Below are 20,953 nucleotides of genomic sequence, written 5' to 3'. Positions count from 1 at the left end.
TCTACGCTCCGTAAATTCATGACTCAACTATGGCATCAGCCTCGATGCGCGGGGTGAGTCGCGGCAGTTCCCACGGCCACTGATTCGCCTCCAGCAGACTCCATGCTCTCCCCCTCGGGCGAAATCGGGTGCGTGCGCTCGAGCTTGGCGCCCTCCACATCGACGTCAGGGAGGATACGGTCGAGCCATTTCGGTAGCCACCAGGCCGATTTCCCGAGCAGGTGCATCGCCGCCGGGATGAGCAACATCCGCACGATGAAGGCATCCAAGAGCACGCCGAAGGCAAGACCGAAGCCGATCGGGCGGATCACCGTCGACTCAGAGAACACGAAACCGGAGAACACCGCGATCATGATGATGGCGGCGGCCGTGACGACCGCTCGACCGGCGTGCAGACCACGCTGTACCGCGACCTTCGCCGTGGCTCCGTGGGTGTAGGCCTCCCGCATACCCGAGACGAGGAAGAGTTGGTAGTCCATCGCGAGGCCAAACAGCACTCCGACCTCGATCACGGGAAGGAAGCTCAGGATGGGCGCCGGATCGTGCACGCCGAACACGCTGCCGAGCCATCCGAACTGGTAGATCGCGGTAATGCCGCCGAAGGTCGCCAGCAACGACAACACAAAGCCTGCCGTCGCAGTGATCGGCACAAGGATCGAGCGGAACACCAGGATGAGGATCAGCAGCGATAAACCGACCACCACCACCAGGTACAGCGGAAGTGCCGCCGACAACTTCTCGGATACATCGATGTTGGCACTGGCGTTGCCGGCCACTCCCAGCCCGATCGTGCCGGAATCCGAAGCGATCGGAGACATGTTCCGGAGGTCGTTGACCAGGGTTTCCGTCGATATGCTCGTCGGCCCCCCCTTCGGAATCACCTGGAAGGCGACTACCGTGCCATCCGGTGAGACGCCGATTGGTGCGACTGCTGCGACGTTGCCCGCGGAGGTGATCGTCGTACCGATGGCGATCTCCTGGCGCAGCAGCTCGTCACCGGTTGCCGCAGCCGGCAGGTCGGCAACAACGAGAAGCGGACTGTTTTGGCCCGCACCGAACTTGTTTTCGACGGTCTTGTAGGCCTTGTACTGGCTCGACGAGGTCGACTCCGACGACCCGACAGGCAGTCCGAGACGCATGCTCATTGCCGGAAGAGCGATGACGGCGAGAACCGCGACACCGGCGACCAGGGTGACGATCGCCCGCCAGGTCTTCATCGGCGTGTTCGGAATCCGCTTGGTGCGGGCGTGCCCGATATCCAGACGTTCCTTCTTGCGCAGGATCTTCAGCCCGACGAGGGACAGCATTGCCGGGGTGAGTGTGATCGCCACCAGAATCGCCACCACGACGGCGGCGGCACCCACAGTGCCCATCAGTCCGAGGAACGGGATGCCGGTGATGTTGAGCGCAAGCAGCGCGACGATCACCGTTGTGCCGGCGAACACGACCGCGTTACCGGAGGTGCCGTTGGCCAGCCCGATCGACTCGTGCAGCGGCATCCCCCGCTTCAACTGGGTGCGATGCCGGTTGAGAATGAAGAGGGAATAGTCGATTCCGACCGCGAGCCCGAGCATCACACCGAGGACGACCGTGACCGAGTTGAACTGGACGATGCCGGAAAATGCCATTGCGCCAAGCACAGCGGCGGCGAGGCCAACCACCGCGCCGACCAGCGGAAGGGCTGCCCCGATGACGGTGCCGAGCATCACCAGCAGCACGATTGCCGCGACGATCACGCCCACGATCTCACCCACTCCGAGGATGCTCGGCACCCCCTGGGCGATGTCCTGGGAGACGTAGACCTTCACCCCAGCGACACCCGCATCAGCCTTGGCCACGACCGCGCTCTTCAGCGTTGGCGACACCAGGTTGGTGGATTTGGTGAACTGGATGTTCGCGACGGCGCTGCTGGAATCCGTCGAAACGAATCGGATGTTCGCGGACAGGTCGAGAAGCTGGGATCCGAGCTCGAGCTTGGTGCTCTGTTCGTCGAGCGTCTTCGCGTTGGCATCGATGGTCTGCTGGTTGGCGGTAATGGCCGCCTGCTGAGCGGTGATCCCCGCCTGCTGCGCGTCGAGTCTGCCCTGGGCTGCAGCGAGCTGGCCGGCGGCGGTCGCGGCAGCTTTCGCCCCATCGAGTTGCTGCTGGCCCTGGTCCAGTTGCTTCTGTCCAGCCGTGAGCTGGGCCTGGGCACTGGCGATCTGTTCCTTACCAGCGGCAATCTTCGCCCGACCGTCGGTGACCTGCTGGCGCTTGCCGTCCAGATCCGCCTGCGTGGTGAACGGATCGTTGGCCATCTTCACGCCGGTCATGGCGGCGATGTCGGCGAGCATTTTCCGCACGTCGGCCTTCTGCGTGTCCGTGAAGGAGGTGCCGGAAGTCGTCTCCAGCACCAGGCTGCCGCTTCCACCGCTTACCTGGGGAAACTTTGCCGCCAGCTCATCCTGAACCTTGGCTGTCGCAGTGCCCGGAATGCTGATGGACGGGGATGGCACGCCCGCGAACATGGCGTAACCCACTCCTGCGAGCGCGATGATCAGCACCCAACTTACGATGACGGTCCAGTGCCGTCGTGCAGAGAATCGTCCGAGGCGATAGAGGAGGCCGGCCATGTCGAAACCCCGTTCCTTTCCGTGGTGCGTGGGATGTTTTTGAGCGTGCAGGGTGGTGTGGTGATGCAATTCAGCGTGCGCCGGTGAGCCCGGCAGTGATCAGACGGCGGGCAGGTACCCGCGCCTAACGGTGTCGGTGAGTCGCGCGAGAAGATGATCCCAGTCTGCTCGAGCAGCGGCGTCGACCGTGCGATCGCATGATTGCCCCAGCCACCGCTTGGCAATCACGACGAGGCCGTTCATCAGTGAACCGACGAGCACCTCGGTATCGAGAGTGTCTGCCTCCGGATAGCGCCGGGCGACCTCGTGCAGCAGCCTTTCTGCAGCGCGCGTAAAGGTCTCATTGGTGAGTGCTCGGCCCCGGGCATCATCGCCATCCGGGCCGCCGAGGATTCCCGCCACAGACGCGATCACCGAGGGCAGATCGACGTGCCGAAGCGTCTCGGCAAGCTCGGTAAACATCGAGGATCGGCTGCCGTCCCCGACCGGACTTGACGCGACCGCGCCAATGAATTCGTCAATGATGACATCGAGGACATCAGCGGAGAGGGCGAGCAGCACTTCGTCAACGGATGCGAAGTGATTGAAGACCGTGCGTCGGGCCACATCAGCCCGGGCGGCGAGTTCGTCGACGTTGAACCTCGGGCCTCCGTGCTCCTGCACGAGATCGTGTGCTGCCGCCAGGATCGCCGCGCGATGTCGCGCCTTGAGGGCGGCACGTCGGTCGGGGGTGGTCGACGCGGTCATGTGTTAAACACTAAGTGCATGGTTGCATCTAGTGCACCTTTATTGACTCGGGTGCAGCTTTACCATCGAACTGCCAGCATCGCCGAGGTGGTCGGTGGCGATCAGAACATTCCGAGTTGGAGCCGGGCGGCATCCGACATCCGGTCCTGACCCCACGGCGGATCCCAGACCAGTTCGATGTCAATGTCGCTGACACCGGCCACGGATTGCACCGCGGCGCGGGCGTCTTCCTTGAGCACGTCACCCATGCCACAGCCCGGGGCGGTCATGGACATCTTGATCTCGACCCGGTGAGTGCCGTCGGCAAGAGCCTCAGCCTCACAGCCGTAGATCAAGCCCAGATCCACGACATTGATCGGGATTTCCGGATCGAAGACGTTACGCAATTGCGCCATCACCTGATCAAGGTCGAACGGCCCCTCGTGCGCAAGTGCAACATCCGCGGCGCTGTCGCTCAGTCCGAGCGCGGCGGAGTCTTCGGCGCTGATCCGCACGAGATATCCCATCTGGGTTTGCACCGTGACGCTGCCGCCGAGGGTCTGCGTCACGACAACCTGCTCACCACGCTGCAGCAGCATCGGTTGCCCGCCAGGAATGACTGTCGCCTGGCAGCTCTGTGGGAGTTCGATTTTCAGATACTGGCCTGAACCCATGATTTTCTACTCCGTGCCATCTCGGTTGCCAGCCTGTTGGAGAGCGCTGCGCAGTGCTTGCCAGGCCAAAGTGGCGCATTTGACACGCGTCGGGTACTCCCACACTCCCGAGAGAACCGCGAGTTTGCCGACTTCGGCAGGGGGTGCACCGCCCTCGGATTCTGTGGTCAGCATGATGTGTACCCGGGTGAACATGGCGAGCGCTTCGTCGTGGTGCAAGCCCTTCACCGCCATCGTCATCAGCGACGCGGAGGCCTGGGAGATGGCGCATCCGTTGCCCGTGAAGGCAATATCGGTGACAACACCCTCGGCGAGGGTCAGGTAGAGCGTGAGCTGGTCGCCGCACAGCGGGTTAAGAGCCTCGATCGTGCGGGTCGCACCGTCGACCACACGAAAGTTTCGTGGACTGCGGGCATGATCGATGATCACCTCCTGGTAGAGACTTGCGATGTCGTCACTCACCGCAGCTCCCCGCGGCCCGCCACTCATGCCGAAACCGGGGAGTCACCCTGTGCGAACCGGCCGGCGACCAACGCCTCCAGCTGCGCTCGCAGGGGCTCCAGTTCGATTCGATCCACCATCTCCTGCACGAAGGCGTAGACGAGCAGACCGCGGGCAGCATCCAGCGGTATTCCGCGCGTGCGCAAGTAGAGCAGAGCCTCATCATCCATTTGCCCGATCGCTGCACCGTGCGTGCACTTGACATCATCGGTGTAGATTTCCAGCCTGGGCCGGGTGTCTACCTGGGCGCGGTCGGAGAGCAGAAGGTTCTTATTCTTCTGGTTCGCGTCAGTTCCATCGGCACCGTGGCGCACCATGATGTGCCCGTTGAAGACTCCGTGCCCATGACCGTCGAGCACACCCTTGTACAGCTGGTGGCTGGTGCAGTTGGTGGCGAGGTGGTCGACGAAGATCGTGTTGTCGTGAACCTGCTCGCCCCGGGGAAGGTAAATGCCGTCCAGGCTGACCTCGGCCTCCACGCCGTCCAGGAGCACCCGTATTTCGTGGCGGGCGACGCGTGCCCCGAGCATCACCGAGCGGGAGGTGAACCGGCTGTTGCGAGCCTGCCGCACATCCAGTAATGCCAGATGGAAGGCGGTGGTTTGCTCGTCTTGAACCTTGTAATGGTCGATCTGGGCATTCTCTGCCAAGACGACCTCGGTGACGACATTCGTGAAATAGATGTCATTCTCGATGCCGGCATAGGTCTCGATGATCGTCGCACGACTCCCAGCATCGGCGACGATCACCGATCGTGGGCTCGACATCAGGGGCACGCCCTCGGTGTCGGAGAAAAAGACCAACTGGATCGGTTGCGCGACGATCGTGTCCTGTGTCAGATGGATGTAGGCCCCGTCTTCGGCGAGCACGTCATTGAATGCGGCAAAGGCATGATGCTCGCCAGGCGTGTGCTCAAAGAACGGTTTGAGCTGATCAGGGCTCGCGTCCAGAACCGAGGCAAGCGTCGTGACAACGGCACCGGTCGGCAATCCGGCCAGTCGCGAGAACTCCGCGGCGAAATGTCCATTAACGAATACCAGGCGAGGGCCGCCGAGATCGATTGCGGCGGCGTTGATGAGATCCGCTGTGACCCGTGGGCCGGCCCCAGCAGCGGCAGCCTCAAAGGGTACCGCCAGGATTCCATCGAGCGCGGTGTACTTCCAGTCCTCGTCTTTACGGGACGGAAAGCCATGCTTTCCCACCCATTCGAGTGCATCCAGCCGCGCATCGGCGAGCCAGCCGAGATCGCGACCATTCCGCTTCGGTGTCAGGTCTGCGAGCGCACCCCCCGCGGAGCGCACCGGTACCCTCACCGCAGTCATACGGTTGCCCCGACCTGCGCCGTGCTCTCCGAGCGGGGCGTGAGACCCGCATACCCGTTGGCTTCGAGCTCAAGGGCCAAGTCCTTACCGCCGGAATGTACGATCTGACCCGCTGCCATGACATGCACGTAGTCGGGAACGATGTAGTCCAGCAGTCGCTGGTGATGTGTGATGACCAGCATCGCGCGGCCCTCACTGCGGAGAGCATTTACTCCGCTCGCTACGACCCGAAGCGCGTCGATGTCCAGGCCGGAGTCGGTCTCATCGAGGATCGCGAGTTTGGGCTCGAGGATCGCCATCTGCAAGATCTCGTTCCGCTTCTTCTCACCGCCGGAGAATCCCTCGTTGACCGACCGACTCATGAACGTCTGGTCCATCTCGACCAACTTCATGCTCTCCTGAGCCAAGGACAGGAAGTCCACCGCGTCCAGCTCCTCCAGCCCACGCGCACGGCGCAGGGAGTTCAGTGCTGTTCGCATGAAGTACATGTTGCCGACGCCGGGGATTTCGACCGGATGCTGGAAGGCCAGAAAAACACCCGCCGCGGCGCGCTCCTCGGGCGACAGAGCGAGCAGATCCTGGCCCTCATACTGAACGCTGCCGGAGACGTCATAGCCGTCGCGGCCGATCAGCACACTGGCGAGGGTGCTCTTGCCCGATCCGTTTGGCCCCATGATGGCGTGAACCTCACCCGCCTTCAGCTCAAGATTAACTCCCCGCAAGATCTCTGTGTTCTCGATACTGGCGTGCAATTCTGTAATTTTCAGCATTAGCCGACACTTCCTTCCAGGCTCACGGTCAATAACTTTTGGGCTTCGACGGCGAATTCCATCGGAAGCATCTTGAACACCTCTCGGCAGAATCCGTTGACGATCATCGACACGGCTTCTTCCTCGTCAATGCCCCGCTGGCGGCAGTACAGCAGTTGCTCCTCGCCGATCTTGGAGGTCGATGCCTCGTGCTCCACCTGCCCGGTCTGGTTCTTCACATCGATATACGGGAGAGTGTGTGCCCCGCTGTCCTTACCGATCAACAGCGAGTCGCACTGCGTGAAGTTCCGGGCACCGACTGCGGAATGCCGGATATCGACCAGTCCGCGATAGGTGTTCTCGCCGTGGCCGGCCGAAATCGCCTTCGAGATGATGGTGCTCGTGGTGTTCTTACCGATGTGCACCATCTTGCTTCCGGTATCCGCCTGCTGGCGCCTCGCGGTCAGCGCCACGGAGTAGAACTCACCGACCGAGTTGTCCCCCTTGAGCACGACGCCGGGATATTTCCAGGTGATTGCCGAGCCGGTCTCGACCTGCGTCCAGGAAATCTTCGAATTGCGACCGGATGCCATGCCGCGTTTGGTGACGAAGTTGTAGACACCACCATTGCCATCCGCATCTCCCGGGTACCAGTTCTGCACGGTGGAGTATTTGATCTGGGCATCATCGAGGGCCACCAGTTCGACCACAGCGGCGTGCAGCTGGTTCTTATCGCGCACCGGCGCGGTGCAGCCCTCGAGGTAACTCACATACGCACCCTCCTCGGCGATGATCAGTGTGCGCTCGAACTGACCGGTATCGGCGGCGTTGATGCGGAAATAGGTGGACAACTCCATCGGGCAGCGCACGCCCTTGGGGATATAGCAGAACGACCCATCGGTGAATACCGCGGAGTTCAGGCAGGCAAAGAAGTTGTCGTTGTGCGGCACCACCGAGCCGAGGTATCGCCGCACCAGGTCGGGGTGGTTCTGAACGGCCTCGGAGAAGGAGCAGAAGATCACACCGACCTCGGCCAGCTTCTTCGTAAACGTCGTGGCGACAGATACTGAATCGACGATCGCGTCCACAGCCACGCCGCTCAGTCGCTCTTGCTCTCCCAGAGAAATGCCGAGCTTGTCGAACATCGCCCGCAGCTCAGGATCGACCTCATCCATGCTCGACACTTGCTTCTTCGGGCGGGGGTCGGCGTAATAGATGATGTCCTGGTAGTCAACGGGCCCGTAGGTGACGTGCTGCCAGGTGGGAGGCGTCAGGGTTATCCAGTGCCGGTACGCCTTCAGCCGCCAGTCGAGGAGCCAATCCGGTTCGTTTTTCTTGGACGAGATCAGCCTGATGATGTCTTCGCTAAGGCCCCTGGGAGCAACTTCTGTTTCGAGATCCGTAGTGAACCCGTACTGGTATTCCTGGTTGGCGAGCTCACGGACCTCATCGGAAATACCGGTCGTGGTGGTGGGTGCACTCATCTTCGTCTCCATTTCGGTTGCTGTCAGTTTTTCCGCGCCGAGGGCGAGGCTGGGTGCGAAGCCTCGTGTGAAGCGGCGTGTCGAGTGGCGTGCCTGGCGCTGCGCCGATCAACTCCCCTGCGGGGGCAATGCGGCTACCAGCGGATGGTCTCCGGCTATCGGACCTACCTTTGCCGCTCCGCCGGGCGATCCGACCTCGGTGAAGAATTCGACGTTGGCCGTGTAATAGTCGGCCCACACTTGCGGTACGTCATCTTCGTAATAGATCGCCTCGACCGGGCACACCGGTTCACAGGCGCCGCAGTCGATGCATTCATCCGGGTGGATGTACAGCATCCGGTCACCCTCATAGATACAGTCGACCGGGCATTCATCGACACAGGCCCGGTCTTTGACATCGACACATGGCAGTGCAATGACATAGGTCATGAAACGCCCTCCCGTTCAGGCACGATCGGTCCGGGCTGGTTCGCCGCGGAGGCGAGCTCGGTCAGGCCAAACACCACAGGTACCCGATCGAGAGCGGTAAGCAGCGCCTCGACTTCGGCACGCGTGTTGTACAAACCGAAGCTGGCTCGCGTCGTCGCGGCCACGTTCATCCGCTGATGCAGCGGCCGAGCGCAATGGTGACCCACCCGCACAGCGACCCCGGCATCGTCGAGAATCTGCCCGACGTCATGCGGGTGGACTCCCTCGACGACGAAGGACACGGCGCCGGAACGATCGTGGCCGTCGACCGGCCCGATGACCCGAACCCAGGGACGTTCCGCGAGACCGGCAAGCAGAGTCTCGGTAAGGGAATGCTCGTGGGCCGTCACCCGCGACATCCCCACGCGGGTCAGATAGTCGCAGGCTGCCGCAAGACCGACGGCTTGGGCTGCCATCGGCACACCCGCTTCGAAGCGCTGCGGTGGGGCCGCATAGGTCGAGCCCTCCATCCGAACGGTCTCAATCATCGAGCCCCCCGTGAGGAACGGAGGCATGGCTGCCAGCAGTTCATATCGGCCCCAGAGCACGCCGACCCCCATCGGGCCAAGCATCTTGTGACCGCTGAAGGTGAGAAAATCGACGCCGAGATCGACCACGTCCACGGCGAGGTGCGGCACGGATTGGCAGGCGTCCAGGACTGTGAGCGCACCGACCTCGCGGGCCCGGTCGACGATGGCGGCAACCGGGGTGATGGTGCCGAGAACATTGGAGATATGGGTGAACGCGACGACCTTGGTGCGGTCGGTGATCACCGTGTTGAGATCGGCGAGGTCGAGGCGGCCATCGTCGGTGACGCCGATCCAGCGCAGAGTTGCCCCGGTGCGTCGGGCGAGCTCCTGCCACGGTACGAGGTTGGCGTGGTGCTCCATCTCGGTGACCACGATCTCGTCGCCCGGGCCGAGGGCGAATCGCGCAGCGATCAACGGGTCAACGCCATCCATCGCGCCGGCTGCCGCAGCATTGCTGAACGCGTAGGCCACAAGATTGATGGCCTCGGTGGCATTCTTGGTGAATACGACCTCCTCGGCCGCAGCGCCGATGAACGTGGCCACGCTCTCGCGAGCAGATTCGAATTCGTCGGTGGCCTCTTCGGCAAGCTGGTGAGCACCGCGATGAACAGCGGAGTTGTGCTGTTCGTAAAACGCACGCTCCGCATCGAGAACCTGGCGTGGTTTGTGTGACGTCGCCCCGGAGTCGAGGTAAACCAACGGCTTGCCGTCACGAACGGAGCGGGACAGGATCGCGAAGTCGCCACGGATCGCAGCCGACTCCGTTGTGCTGAACGCCCCGCCAACGACTCTTACTGATGAGGACTTGCCATCACGGCTGGTCGGCAACGACGGCGCGGTCACGATAGCGCCGTCACGGTCGCGGCGTCACGGTTACGGCGTCAAGGGGAATGAACGTCGTGCAGACGTGTTCCCCATTGGCGAGCGTTGTCTGGCGTTCGACTCGAACCCCGAGCAGTTGCGAGAACACGTCGGTCTCAGCATCACAGAACGCCGGAAACTCGGTCGCGACGCGCTGAATCGGGCAGTGCCCTTGGCACAGCTGCAGACCGGGCACGGGAACATCCGTTCCGACGGGCACCGGGAGATCCACACCCCCGGGTCGGATCGACGCGGCAAAACCATCGGTGTTCAGGGCCGCAGCCAGTAATTGCGCGCGGGCGGCGACATCCGCACCCGCCGTGGCAAGCTGGGTGGTGTACCGAGCTTCGAGTTGGGCGCTGTGTTCGCGAGCGAACTCGTCGACGGCGCCTACGCCGGCGTGCTTGGCGAGGAAGCGCAATGCCGAGGCAGCCAGTTGCGCGTAGTCGCTCTCCATGCCCGCGTGACCGGCTTCGGAGAGAACGTAGGCACGGGCGGGCCGCCCGCGACTGCGACCGGCATCGGCGGACGGTTCACGTTCCTCGATGATGCCGTTCTCGGCAAGCAACTCCAGGTGTCGGCGGACTGCGGCAGGCGTCAGCCCCAAGCGTGAGGCGAGGTCGGCGGCGGTGAGGGGACCATCCTCGGCGATCGTCTGCTGAACCCGGTCCCTGGTTCGCGCCTCAGAGCCAGGTGGGGCTGGATTGGACGAGTGGGCGGCAGCGGATGTGCGGCGGTCAGTCAATAACACAACACAAGTGTGTGCTAATTGGCCTTCGCGGTCTAGCAAGGGTCACCTTACCGAGGCCAGCTCGCCGCATCTCAGGGCTCCGCTCGAGACCGCACGACCGGGCACAGCCCACGGCCCCAAACGTCAGCGCACGCGAAAAATGGTAGACAGAAGCATGGAAATTCAGTACACCGCTATCGCCCACGCCTCAGGGAATGGCCGCAATGGGCACGTTCGCACCGACGACGATCGCTTCGACCTCGACACTCGCGCGCCCAAGGAAATGGGCGGATCGGGCGAGGGAACGAATCCGGAGCAGCTCTTCGGAATGGGCTACGCGACCTGCTTCCTCGGTTCGCTGCACCGATCCGGCAAGGGGCTTGGCCTCAATACGACGGATGCGGAGATTTCATCGAGCGTGGGAATCGGTGCTGACGATTCCGGTGGTTTCGGTCTCGCCGTTGAGCTGGTCATCTACGCGCCCAATGTGCCGGCCGATCGCTTCGACGAGCTCATGACAGCAACCGACCAGACCTGCGCATATTCGAACGCCACCCGCGGCAACATCGTGGTCACCTTGACCCGGGTCGAGTAACCCGTGTCAGCGGAGGAAGTCGCCAAAACGGACGGCGTGATGACGCCAGCGGATCAGAAGTTGGCCGCTGATCGCGAAGCGCTCGAATTCACGCGGGAGGCATTTTGGGCGGTATGCGGGCCGGTCAACCCGCCGAAGCTCGCACGTGACTACGTGGATTATTTCTGCGCCCGCCTTCCCGCCAACGTCGATGAGGCAAAGAAAATCGAGGCGATCCAGAAAAATGAGCCGAGGAGACGAAGCTTTTACAACGCAGGCGCCACGTATCTGCAGGCCTACTCAGCCCTGGAGCGCGAACTGGCGCAGGCCGGATACAGCCCGCGGGAGGTAACCAGCATCGAAAAAGAGGTGGAATTCTTCGAAGGAGTCCTGCACGAGGTGCGGCTGGCCGCCGGGGAGACGACCGAATAGCTGCGTGCCGGATGGCCGCGCTAAGCCCCGCCCACGTGACGGTAGTACTCGATGCCGAGGTCGTAGAAATCGGGGCCGTTTTCGATGCCGACCCGATCAATGACGAACTCGTCATGCGGTGTGAGCGGGGGTAGGTCGCTGCGTCGGCCTTCGTGCAACGCGAGGTAGCGCTCCTGTGTCAGGTCGATGGGGCCACGTAGCGCCGCCTCGAAGTTGATCTTGGCAGCGGCCTGCTTCCAGCCGACTGCGACCCGCATCGGAATGGCCTCGGCCGCGTCGCCGCTGCCGTATCCGAGGGCAAGCCAGTGATTGCCGGCGAGCTCGATGCCCTCGTGGTGCGCATGGACCAAGCCGGCGGCCAGCCAGGCAGGAAGCGCGGCGGTGTAGAGGTTGCCGAGGTCCTTCATTTCCTCAGCCCCCAACCCCAGCTTGGTGCTGATGATGCGGTCCCATACCTCGGTGTGCAGGAGGTGCCCGCGCAGCTTCCGCGACCACGGGTAGCCTTCGCCATCTCCAAGCTCTTGACCCTCGAAGGGGCTGTCGGCCAGCAGTTCTGCCAGCACCGGCTCTGCATCGAGCCCGGCGTCCGCGCAGTAGCCGCGCAGCTGGGCCTGACCGATCGGGCCATCGGCTGCGAGGGTGAACAGATACGACATCACCCAGCCGGTCGCTGGCATCCGGTGGTAGGGGCGGTGGATGAAGACGGAATCCACCTCGGTGAAGTAGTCGATGCTCTGGCCGGGGCGTTTCGCGAGCATGGCAGCCACCGCGTGGCGAGTGGCGTCGATATAGCAGGTCGTGGAATACCGCCCGTTGAAGACCGGAAGGTCCTGCAGCTGGCCGTCCTCCCGCTCGGGCTGTCGGAACCGAGCAAACGGTTTGCGAAAGTCGGCCACGCGGTACTGGGAATCGCTGCCGGACTCGGCGAGGTCGATTTCGAGCAGGTCGGCGTCGCCGTTCACGAGCATGGCTACGGCGCCGGCGCCCTGCGTCGGCTCACCGGTTGAGCCGATCGCGTATTCGGCGATATCGGCGCTCACGACAATGGCTTGGCGACCAACGCCGTCCGTCGCCAGAAAGCGCAGGGCGGCCTTCAGCCCGTACACACCACCCAGGCAGGCCTGCTTGAACTCGGGAACCTCGCAGTCCCTTGCCAGCTCACTTTGGCCGTGTGCGACCAGGGCCTCGTTGATCATGCCCTTGATGATCACCGCTCCGGCAGAGTTGTCACTGGAGGATTCCGTTCCAAGCGCCAGAAACCCCACCTGCGTCGGATCGATGTCGTAGTCCTGAATCAACCGCCAGACGGCATTGGCGGCGAGCGTGTAGACGCTGTGCTGTGGGCCTCGCATGCGGAAGGAGCGACCTACGACCGCGCGGATCTTGTTCCACGGCTCGTCATTCCACCGGCTCCAGTCCTCGAGCTGCACGCGATACTGCGGCAGATACAGGGAGAGTCCGCTAATTCCAGATGCCAACAGGGGCCCATTTCGAATGGTTGAAGTGTGTTCGGTTGCGATGGGGTCCCCATCATCATCCTCACTTTAGCGACCCCCGCCTGGGCTGCGGGCGTGCGCTTGGGGGAAGCACACTCGGCGACGGGTAAGATTTTGCAGACCCGATCGGAGCACTGCAGTGGACATAACCGTGCACGATCATGCCCGCGCCACCGCTCGCGCCCACAGCAATATCGCCCTCATCAAGTACTGGGGGAAGCGAGACGAGACGCTCAACATCCCCGCCGTCGGGTCGATCTCAGTGACTCTTGATGCTCTCTCAACCACCACCACGGTGACGTTTGATGCGACTGCGGGTGAGGGTGGTCGGGCAGCCGACGACGAATTCTGGCTCAACGGTGTACTGACCGAATCGACTCGAGTGCTCGGCGTCCTCGACCTCGTGCGCGAACAAGCCGGGCTCACTTCGCCAGCCGTCGTCACCTCGACCAACGACTTTCCGACCGGTGCTGGCCTGGCTTCATCAGCATCCGGCTTCGCCGCCCTCGCTCTGGCCTCCAGCGCGGCAGCAGGGCTGATACTGAACGCTCGCGAACTCTCAGTGCTCGCCCGTCGCGGGTCGGGATCGGCGGCGCGCTCGATCTTCGGCGGATACGTTGCACTGCACAGCGGAACCCAAAAGGACGGCCTGGACGCCTTCGCCGAGCCCGTCCTGAATGCATCCGACTGGCCGCTCAGTGTGGTCGTTGCCATCACCACGCACGACGCGAAAACGGTGTCATCCACGCACGGGATGGCAGGGAGTAGAGCAACGTCACCGTTCTACCCGGCCTGGGTTGACTCTGCCGAAGACGACCTCACCGCAATGCGTGCCGCCATCACTACCCGAGACTTCTGCCAACTCGGCGAACTCGCCGAACACAGCTGTATGAAGCTCCACGCGCTGATGTTGACCAGCCGACCAGCCCTGATCTACTGGAATGCCGGAACCATCGCGGCGATGCACACGGTGCGGATGCTGCGCGAGACCGGCATCGCCGTCTACTTCACGATCGACGCCGGTCCGCAGGTAAAAGCGCTCTGCGCCCCGGAGGATGCTGCTGCGGTGGCGCACGCGCTGGCGGCCACCCCGGGAGTCAACGAGACTCGAACGAGTTCTCTCGGCCGGGGCGCCCACCTCGTGGAGGCGTGATGGTGGTGATCCGCACATCCGCTCCCGGAAAGCTTTTTCTGCTCGGCGAGTACGCGGTGCTCGAGGGCGCCCCGGCACTTCTCACCGCTGTCGACCGGCGGGTGCGAGTGAGAATTGAGGACGCGGATGGCGACCGCTGGCGGCTGAACGCCCCGGGTCTCGGCATCGAAAACCTCAGCTTGGACCCGGACGGAACACTGCCAAGTGACCTGGATCAGCCCACCCGTGAAAAGCTTCGGGTATTCGATGCGGTGCGTCAGAGGGTTGCGGAGCGATCAGGCGGCACTCCTCTGAGCGGCACCGCACTCTCGATCAGTATCGACAGCAGCGCGCTCTCCCTGCGGGGTCACAAGCTGGGTCTCGGCGCGAGTGCGGCAGTTGCGGTCGCCCTCACCGCGGCACTGGTGCAGGTTCGGTCAATCAACCTGGATCGCAGTGCACTGTTTACTCTCGCGTTCGACGCTCACCGGCACGCACAGGGCGGTGTCGGCAGTGGTGGCGACGTCTCGACTGCGGTCAATGGTGGGCTCATCAGCTATTCGCGCGGCGCGACGAACGCCCCGCTTCCTCCGCTGACCACGCTCATCTGGCCGCACGATCTCACCATGATGGTGATCGTCACGGGAGACGGCAGCAGCACTCCCGAGCTGGTCGGCCGCGTCACCGAATACGCGACGCGCGATCCAGCTGGCCACCGCGCCGATCTGGCACGGCTGGCTGCGCTTGCCGAGCAGGCCGCGTCGGCACTCGCTTCAGCCGAAACGTTCCTTGCCCTCGCGTCGCGGTACTTCGATGCGCTGGCGACCCTTGATGCTCACGCCCACGCGGGAATCATCAGCGACCGACACCGCGAGTTGCACGCCCTGGCTGCCCATCATGGGGGTGTCTTCAAATCCTCTGGTGCGGGTGGCGGCGATGTCGGGTTGGCCTTCGCGCGCAGCGGCGCGCCGGCACGAGCATTAGCGGCAGCTATCTCCAGCGCGAAGGCACAGATCGTGCCGCTCGGAATCTGCACTGCCGGGGTCGACACCGACATGACGTTCGACTCGGGGGCCAACGCAACTGGCAGCATGAGGGGTCCAGTGTGAAAAACATGCACCTGCCGAAGTTCTATCGGCTTACCGTTACCGAGCGACTGCAGTTGCTTCACGACCGCGGAATCCTCAGTGACAAAGATTTTTCCGCTCTCAACTCCGGCAGCTACCGTCTCGACGTCGAGACGGCGGATCGCCTCATCGAGAACGTCATCGGTGTGTTCTCGATGCCGATGGGGCTTGGCCTCAATTTTCAGGTCAACCAACGGGAGTATTTGGTTCCCATGGTGGTCGAAGAACCCTCGATTATCGCTGCCGTAAGTTCGGCGGCCCAATTGATTCGGGGCTCTGGCGGGTTCACGAGCGTTGCCGAGACTCCTCTGTTGATCGGGCAAGTGCAGGTGCTTGACCTCGCTGACCCCCATGCGGCCCGAGTCGAGCTGCTTCGGCGCAAGGGTGAGATTTTAGCTCTGGCCAATCAGCAACATCCAAAGATGATGGCGCGCGGCGGTGGGGCGACCGATCTCGAAGTGTTTCTTCGGGGCGAAACTGCCGAGCGCGGCGAGCTGCTCGTGGTGCATCTCATCGTTGACACTCGTGATGCCATGGGCGCCAATCTGGTCAACACGATGTGCGAAGCAGTTGCGCCGCTGGTGACACACATCACCGGTGGGCAGGTTTCCCTGCGCATCCTCTCGAATTTCACCGACCGGGCGCTGGTGCGCGCACGCGCCGTGATTCCCCTCGCTCGGTTGGCGACAGGCACTTTCGCGCCAGAGCAGGTTCGGGATGGCATCATCGGCGCGAACGAATTTGCGGCGATGGATGTGTACCGGGCAACCACGCATAACAAGGGCATCATGAACGGCATCGATGCTGTCGCGATCGCCACCGGCAATGACTGGCGGGCAATCGAGGCCGCCGCACACGCCTATGCCGCGCGCAGTGGCCGATATGGGCCGCTTACCTCGTGGTCGAAAAATGACCGCGGCGACCTCGTCGGCGAATTGGAGATCCCGCTCAAAGTCGGGATCGTCGGCGGACAGGTGGAGTCCAATACCCTCGTGTCCATCTCCCACGCCATCCTCGGAGTCGACTCGGCGGCCGAGCTGGCACAAGTGATGGCCGCTGTCGGACTCGCGCAAAATTTCGCCGCGCTCAAGGCCCTGTCGACAGAGGGCATCCAGAGCGGCCACATGCGCCTGCATGCCCGGAGTGTGGCTGTGGCCGCTGGTGCGCAGGGCGAGAACTTCGAAGAAGTCGTGAACGAACTGGTTGCAAGCGGTGATGTCAAGATCTGGAATGCGCGGCGCATACTCGAGGAGCTGGGCGGCACGGCGGCTCCCTCCGAGACCATCGAGGTTCTCCCTCCCGATGCCCCAGGCCCGTCCGGCGCCGAAAACGCACCGGTCGTTGACGTCGGATCTGACGCGAAGACCACCGGTTTCGGCAAGATCATTCTGTTCGGCGAACACTCCGTGGTCTACGGCTACCACGCCATCGCGGCACCGATCGGTCTGTCGATTCGCGCGCAGGTGACTCGTCAGGAGTCAGGGACACAGCTGATCACCCCCGGCTCTGATTCCCTCGCATCCGCCGAGTCAGACATGCTGATGCACGTGGCCGCCCTGATCACCGAGCGCCTTGGCACGAGCAAGCAGGGGATGCGCATCGAGGTCATTCCCAGCATCCCCTGGGCCAGCGGACTCGGTGCATCCGCAGCCCTCGCCGTGGCGGTCATTCGCGCCGTGGCGCACTGCTTCTCCATCACTCTGACCGACAGGGAGGTGAGTGCGCTGGCGTTCGAATGCGAACAAATCGTGCACGGCACCCCCTCTGGCATCGACAACACCGTTGCCACTTACGGCCTACCGATTCTCTTTCGCAAGGCGAACGGGGCACGGGCTGCGGAGTTCTCGGTCGTATCGCCGCCGCATCCGATTCCCGTCATCATCGGGCTGACCGGGGTACGCTCGCTGACCGCACACACCGTCGGCCTGGTGCGGAGCGCCTGGATGAAGAGCCCGACGCGTTACGACGCGATCTTCGAGCAAATCGACGGACTGGCCCTTGCCGGCGTCGATGCCCTGAAGCGCGGCGATATCGCCGAGCTCGGCGACCTCATGAATATCAACCACGGCCTGCTGAACGCCTTGCAGGTGTCGAGTCCCCAGCTGGAAGCCCTTGTGGATGTCGCCCGCCGGTCCGGTGCTCTCGGAGCGAAACTGACCGGTGGCGGCGGCGGCGGCGCGATGATCGCCATTGCCGAAGAGGACCGCACAGCAGCGGTCGCCGACACGATGCGCAAAGCCGGATACACCACCTACGTGACCGAAATTCGTGCGCCGAGCCAGCCGCCGGCGACCGATCTTGTGACCGGATAGCTCGCGGTTTACTCCGTCGCAGGAACTGTCGCGCAAGACCTGCCGCGCAAGTACTGCCGCGTGCATGGACGAAGCTGGAGTGGCGTCAGTACACTGAGTGTCCGCTAGCCCAGTTCAGTGCGAAAAGAGTCACCTCATGATGAAGGCGTCGTTAATTGCCCTAGTGCGTCACGAGCTCGATCATGCTCGGCAGGCGAGCAGCGGTCGCAGTGCCAAGACCGTGTACGGGGGCACTGAGCGTACGCTGCGACAGACAGTGATTGCCCTGCGTGCCGGTGCCGCGTTGAACGAGCACCAAAATCCCGGTGATGCGACCGTTTTTGTGCTGTACGGACGCGTCACGCTGATCGCGGGAGAGAACTCCTGGAGTGGGTCACCGGGCGACCTGCTGATCATGTCGGAGGGCCGCCACTCACTCGAAGCGGTGGAGGACGCGGCGGTGCTGTTCACGGTGGCAAAGACCCGGTGATGAGTTTTCGAAGGCGATCACGCATGGGATTTCGAGTGGAGCGAACGGAGTCGCGAGATCCCATACTCGACCTCAGATAGTGAGCAGTGGCGGCAGCGCAGCGATCAGGGGGTGGTCCATGGCAAACGGACCTACTTTTGCCGCTCCGCCAGGGGATCCGATGTCGGTGAAGAACTCGACGTTGGCCGTGTAGTAGTCGGCCCACACTTCTGGTACGTCATCCTCGTAATAGATCGCCTCGACCGGGCACACCGGTTCACAGGCGCCGCAGTCGATGCACTCATCCGGGTGGATGTACAGCATCCGGTCACCCTCATAGATGCAGTCGACCGGGCACTCTTCGACGCAGGCCCGATCTTTCACATCGACACAGGGAAGGGCGATGACGTAGGTCACAGTGGCAGGCTCCCTGTCTGGGCGGATAATTTGCAAGGGTACGACAACTGAGGTAATTAAATCCAGATCTGGACCGCACGGGACCGGTCGGTTGGCGTCTGGCAGGTGACACGCTGTGGGGCGGTGGCCTAGGTTGAGAGATGCCGCACAACTCCTGGCCAATGACTGCGGATCGAGACTCTCTCGGCGGCATTCGAGCAAGGAGGCCCACCGTGGCACACAACGTCGCTCAAAAGCTCATTTCGTCTCACCTGCTCAGCGGGGAGATGAGCCCGGGAACCGAAATCGGCCTGCGCATCGATCAGACCCTGACCCAGGATGCAACGGGAACTCTGGTCATGCTGGAGTTGGAGGCTCTGGGGCTCGACCGTGCGCGCACGGAAGTGTCCGTGCAGTACGTCGATCACAACCTGCTGCAGTCCGACAGCAAAAACGCGGAGGACCACGATTTTCTCCGCTCCGCCTGTCAACGTTTCGGCCTCTGGTTTTCGAAGGCCGGGAACGGTGTATCCCATCCGACGCACATGCAGCGTTTCGGCATCCCCGGCAAGACGATGGTGGGCTCGGACAGCCATACGCCTGCCGCTGGGTCGCTCGGGATGCTGGCAATCGGCGTTGGCGGTATCGAGGTAGCCCTCGCCATCGCCGGCGAGCCGCTCTACATCCGGATGCCCGAAATCTGGGGCGTGCGCCTCACCGGGCAGTTGCCCCCATGGACGAGCGCAAAAGACATCATCCTCGAGATGCTTCGCAGACACGGCGTCAAGGGCGGCGTGAACCGTATCATCGAGTATTACGGCTCCGGACTGGCGAACCTTACGGCGATGGATCGACACGTCATCGCGAACATGGGCGCCGAACTGGGCGCAACGACAACCGTGTTTCCGGCGGATGAGCAGGTGCGCGCGTTTCTGGCTGCCGAGCAGCGCGAGGGCGACTTCGTCGAACTGCTCGCCGATGAGGGTGCCAGCTACGACGTGTACGAAGAGATCGACCTGTCGACGATTGTGCCGCTCATCGCGCTTCCCAGCTCGCCAGGCAACGTCGTACCGGTGAGTGAGGTCGCTGGTCGCCCGGTTGCGCAGGTCGTTATCGGCTCGTCGGCAAATCCCGGACTCCGTGACTTCGCGATGGTGGGTGCAATCGTGAAGGGACGCCAGTCTCACGCGGGAGTCTCCTTCGACGTCAACCCGAGCTCCCGGCAGATTCTGCAGGATCTGACCCGGATGGGATCCACGCTGGATCTGATCGGCGCCGGTGCACGGCTGCACCAGTCGGGGTGCATGGGCTGCATCGGCATGGGACAGGCCCCGGCGAACGGCAGCATCAGCCTGCGTACGATGCCACGAAACTTCCCGGGCCGCTCCGGAACCAAGGAAGATTCGGTCTACCTGTGCTCACCGGAGACAGCCGCCGCTGCGGCACTCACCGGGAAGATCACCGACCCGCGAGATTTGGAAGAGCTGTATAACCTGAGCTATCCCGCGCTTGCACTCCCCACGACATCCAGCGTGAACCTCGCGATGCTCGAGGGGCCGTTGCCCCCCGCAGAGGCCGCAGCGGTCGAGCTCGTGAAGGGCGAGAACATCTCTTCATTGCCCGGCTCTACCCCTCTGGAAGATCGGATCGAGGCACCGGTCATCCTGGTGGTCGGTGACGATATTTCGACGGATGAAATTCTGCCGGCCGGCGCGCGGGTTTTGCCCTATCGAAGCAACATCCCCAAGCTGGCTGAATTCACCTTCGACCAGGTGGACGAGACCTACCCCTCTCGTGCCATCGAAACCCGCGATACTACGGGCCACATTGTGGTGGCCGGCGCCAATTACGGTCAGGGTTCCTCCCGCGAGCATGCCGCGATCACCCCTCGCTTCCTCGGGCTGCGCGCGGTACTCGCGGTGTCCTTCGCCCGCATCCACTGGCAGAACCTCGCCAATTTCGGCGTGCTGGCCATCGAGTTCGCGGATGCAAGCGACCACGATCGCGTCCAGAGGGGTGATGTGCTCGTGCTGGAGGGAATCCGCGACGCGCTCGTCGCCGGTACCGAGATCACGGTGCACAACGCGACCCGAAACGAGGACTACGCCGCGCGCCATCGACTCTCGCCACGGCAGGTCGGCATGCTGCTCGCGGGCGGTCTCATCCCCTGGCTCCGCGCGCAGAGAACAGCCGAAGCCGTCGAGAACGGCTGACCAGGGGCGGGGCAGGCTGACGATTGTCGGGGAAGGGCAGCCTCGCGGGAGGTGCTTACTCCTCGCGGCTGACTCCCTGCATGAGTGGGGCAAAAGTCCAGTAACGCGAACTAGCGTCGAAGAGGTGCCGCGCTGCTGCGGCTCCATCTTGTCGCCCCGGAAAGGC

At 63.2% G+C, this 20,953-nt stretch carries 19 protein-coding genes; 7 read left to right on the top strand and 12 right to left on the bottom strand.

The features are described 5' to 3' along the window. Nucleotides 1-35 precede the first annotated feature (35 nt). From IWX88_RS00410 to IWX88_RS00365, 10 genes are all read right to left on the bottom strand, one after another. Nucleotides 36-2,612, bottom strand: a complete 2,577-nt coding sequence (locus tag IWX88_RS00410; protein WP_196826441.1) for an MMPL family transporter — start codon at nt 2,610-2,612, stop codon at nt 36-38. A gap of 99 nt (nt 2,613-2,711) precedes the next feature. Beyond that, nucleotides 2,712-3,359, bottom strand: coding sequence for a TetR/AcrR family transcriptional regulator (locus tag IWX88_RS00405; RefSeq protein WP_196826440.1), 648 nt, complete (start codon nt 3,357-3,359; stop codon nt 2,712-2,714). A gap of 101 nt (nt 3,360-3,460) precedes the next feature. Further along, complete coding sequence (gene sufT, locus IWX88_RS00400; RefSeq protein WP_196826439.1) at nt 3,461-4,012, bottom strand: putative Fe-S cluster assembly protein SufT; 552 nt, start codon at nt 4,010-4,012, stop codon at nt 3,461-3,463. A 6-nt stretch (nt 4,013-4,018) separates the two neighbouring features. Continuing rightward, nucleotides 4,019-4,474, bottom strand: a complete 456-nt coding sequence (gene sufU, locus IWX88_RS00395; protein WP_196826438.1) for a Fe-S cluster assembly sulfur transfer protein SufU — start codon at nt 4,472-4,474, stop codon at nt 4,019-4,021. A 23-nt stretch (nt 4,475-4,497) separates the two neighbouring features. Continuing rightward, nucleotides 4,498-5,835 carry a Fe-S cluster assembly protein SufD gene (gene sufD / locus IWX88_RS00390; protein WP_196826437.1) on the bottom strand — a complete coding sequence of 446 codons (1,338 nt, stop codon included), beginning with the start codon at nt 5,833-5,835 and terminating at the stop codon, nt 4,498-4,500. After that, nucleotides 5,832-6,605, bottom strand: a complete 774-nt coding sequence (gene sufC / locus IWX88_RS00385) for a Fe-S cluster assembly ATPase SufC (RefSeq protein ID WP_196826436.1) — start codon at nt 6,603-6,605, stop codon at nt 5,832-5,834. Before sufC ends, sufD begins: the two co-directional genes overlap by 4 nt. Further along, entirely contained in the window at nt 6,605-8,068 is a 1,464-nt protein-coding gene (gene sufB / locus IWX88_RS00380; RefSeq protein WP_196826435.1) for a Fe-S cluster assembly protein SufB, read from the bottom strand. The genes sufC and sufB overlap by 1 nt, the downstream gene beginning before the upstream one ends. Nucleotides 8,069-8,176: 108 nt before the next feature. Beyond that, a complete protein-coding gene (fdxA, locus tag IWX88_RS00375) occupies nt 8,177-8,497 on the bottom strand; it encodes a ferredoxin (RefSeq protein WP_196826434.1) in 321 nt (106 codons plus the stop codon). Then, nucleotides 8,494-9,894, bottom strand: coding sequence for a cysteine desulfurase (locus IWX88_RS00370; RefSeq protein ID WP_196827728.1), 1,401 nt, complete (start codon nt 9,892-9,894; stop codon nt 8,494-8,496). The genes fdxA (IWX88_RS00375) and IWX88_RS00370 overlap by 4 nt, the downstream gene beginning before the upstream one ends. Nucleotides 9,895-9,919: 25 nt before the next feature. After that, a complete protein-coding gene (locus tag IWX88_RS00365; protein WP_370568115.1) occupies nt 9,920-10,678 on the bottom strand; it encodes a helix-turn-helix transcriptional regulator in 759 nt (252 codons plus the stop codon). A gap of 154 nt (nt 10,679-10,832) precedes the next feature. Between IWX88_RS00365 and IWX88_RS00360 the strand changes: the two genes are divergently transcribed. Both IWX88_RS00360 and IWX88_RS00355 read left to right on the top strand, forming a co-directional pair. Then, nucleotides 10,833-11,252: an organic hydroperoxide resistance protein gene (locus tag IWX88_RS00360; RefSeq protein ID WP_196826433.1), complete on the top strand. Its 420-nt coding sequence runs from the start codon at nt 10,833-10,835 to the stop codon at nt 11,250-11,252. 3 nt (nt 11,253-11,255) lie between these two features. Continuing rightward, nucleotides 11,256-11,663, top strand: coding sequence for a hypothetical protein (locus IWX88_RS00355; protein WP_196826432.1), 408 nt, complete (start codon nt 11,256-11,258; stop codon nt 11,661-11,663). Nucleotides 11,664-11,683: 20 nt separating this feature from the next. Here IWX88_RS00355 and IWX88_RS00350 read toward each other — a convergent pair whose 3' ends face one another. Then, the gene (locus IWX88_RS00350; RefSeq protein WP_231368705.1) at nt 11,684-13,141 is read right to left on the bottom strand and encodes a hypothetical protein; all 1,458 of its coding nucleotides are present in this window, start codon (nt 13,139-13,141) and stop codon (nt 11,684-11,686) included. A 157-nt stretch (nt 13,142-13,298) separates the two neighbouring features. Here IWX88_RS00350 and mvaD point away from each other — a divergent pair, with 157 nt between their 5' ends. The 4 genes from mvaD to IWX88_RS00330 all read left to right on the top strand — a co-directional run bounded on the left by mvaD (nt 13,299) and on the right by IWX88_RS00330 (nt 18,199). Then, nucleotides 13,299-14,312, top strand: coding sequence for a diphosphomevalonate decarboxylase (gene mvaD, locus IWX88_RS00345; RefSeq protein WP_196826430.1), 1,014 nt, complete (start codon nt 13,299-13,301; stop codon nt 14,310-14,312). Beyond that, nucleotides 14,312-15,400, top strand: a complete 1,089-nt coding sequence (locus tag IWX88_RS00340; RefSeq protein ID WP_196826429.1) for a mevalonate kinase — start codon at nt 14,312-14,314, stop codon at nt 15,398-15,400. Before mvaD ends, IWX88_RS00340 begins: the two co-directional genes overlap by 1 nt. A gap of 5 nt (nt 15,401-15,405) precedes the next feature. Further along, nucleotides 15,406-17,730: a hydroxymethylglutaryl-CoA reductase, degradative gene (locus tag IWX88_RS00335; protein ID WP_196826428.1), complete on the top strand. Its 2,325-nt coding sequence runs from the start codon at nt 15,406-15,408 to the stop codon at nt 17,728-17,730. Nucleotides 17,731-17,866: 136 nt separating this feature from the next. Further along, nucleotides 17,867-18,199, top strand: coding sequence for a cupin domain-containing protein (locus IWX88_RS00330; RefSeq protein WP_196826427.1), 333 nt, complete (start codon nt 17,867-17,869; stop codon nt 18,197-18,199). Between the two features lie 72 nt (nt 18,200-18,271). Here IWX88_RS00330 and fdxA (IWX88_RS00325) read toward each other — a convergent pair whose 3' ends face one another. After that, nucleotides 18,272-18,595 (bottom strand): ferredoxin, encoded by a 324-nt coding sequence (fdxA, locus tag IWX88_RS00325; RefSeq protein WP_196826426.1) that lies wholly within the window; start codon nt 18,593-18,595, stop codon nt 18,272-18,274. A 212-nt stretch (nt 18,596-18,807) separates the two neighbouring features. Here fdxA (IWX88_RS00325) and IWX88_RS00320 point away from each other — a divergent pair, with 212 nt between their 5' ends. Continuing rightward, complete coding sequence (locus tag IWX88_RS00320; RefSeq protein WP_196826425.1) at nt 18,808-20,787, top strand: aconitate hydratase; 1,980 nt, start codon at nt 18,808-18,810, stop codon at nt 20,785-20,787. Nucleotides 20,788-20,953: the final 166 nt, after the last annotated feature.

It is taken from the genome of Frigoribacterium sp. CG_9.8, from assembly GCF_015751965.1.
In the GTDB taxonomy this organism is placed as follows: Bacteria; Actinomycetota; Actinomycetes; order Actinomycetales; family Microbacteriaceae; genus Lacisediminihabitans.
This window is presented reverse-complemented; position numbering and strand designations above follow the sequence as displayed.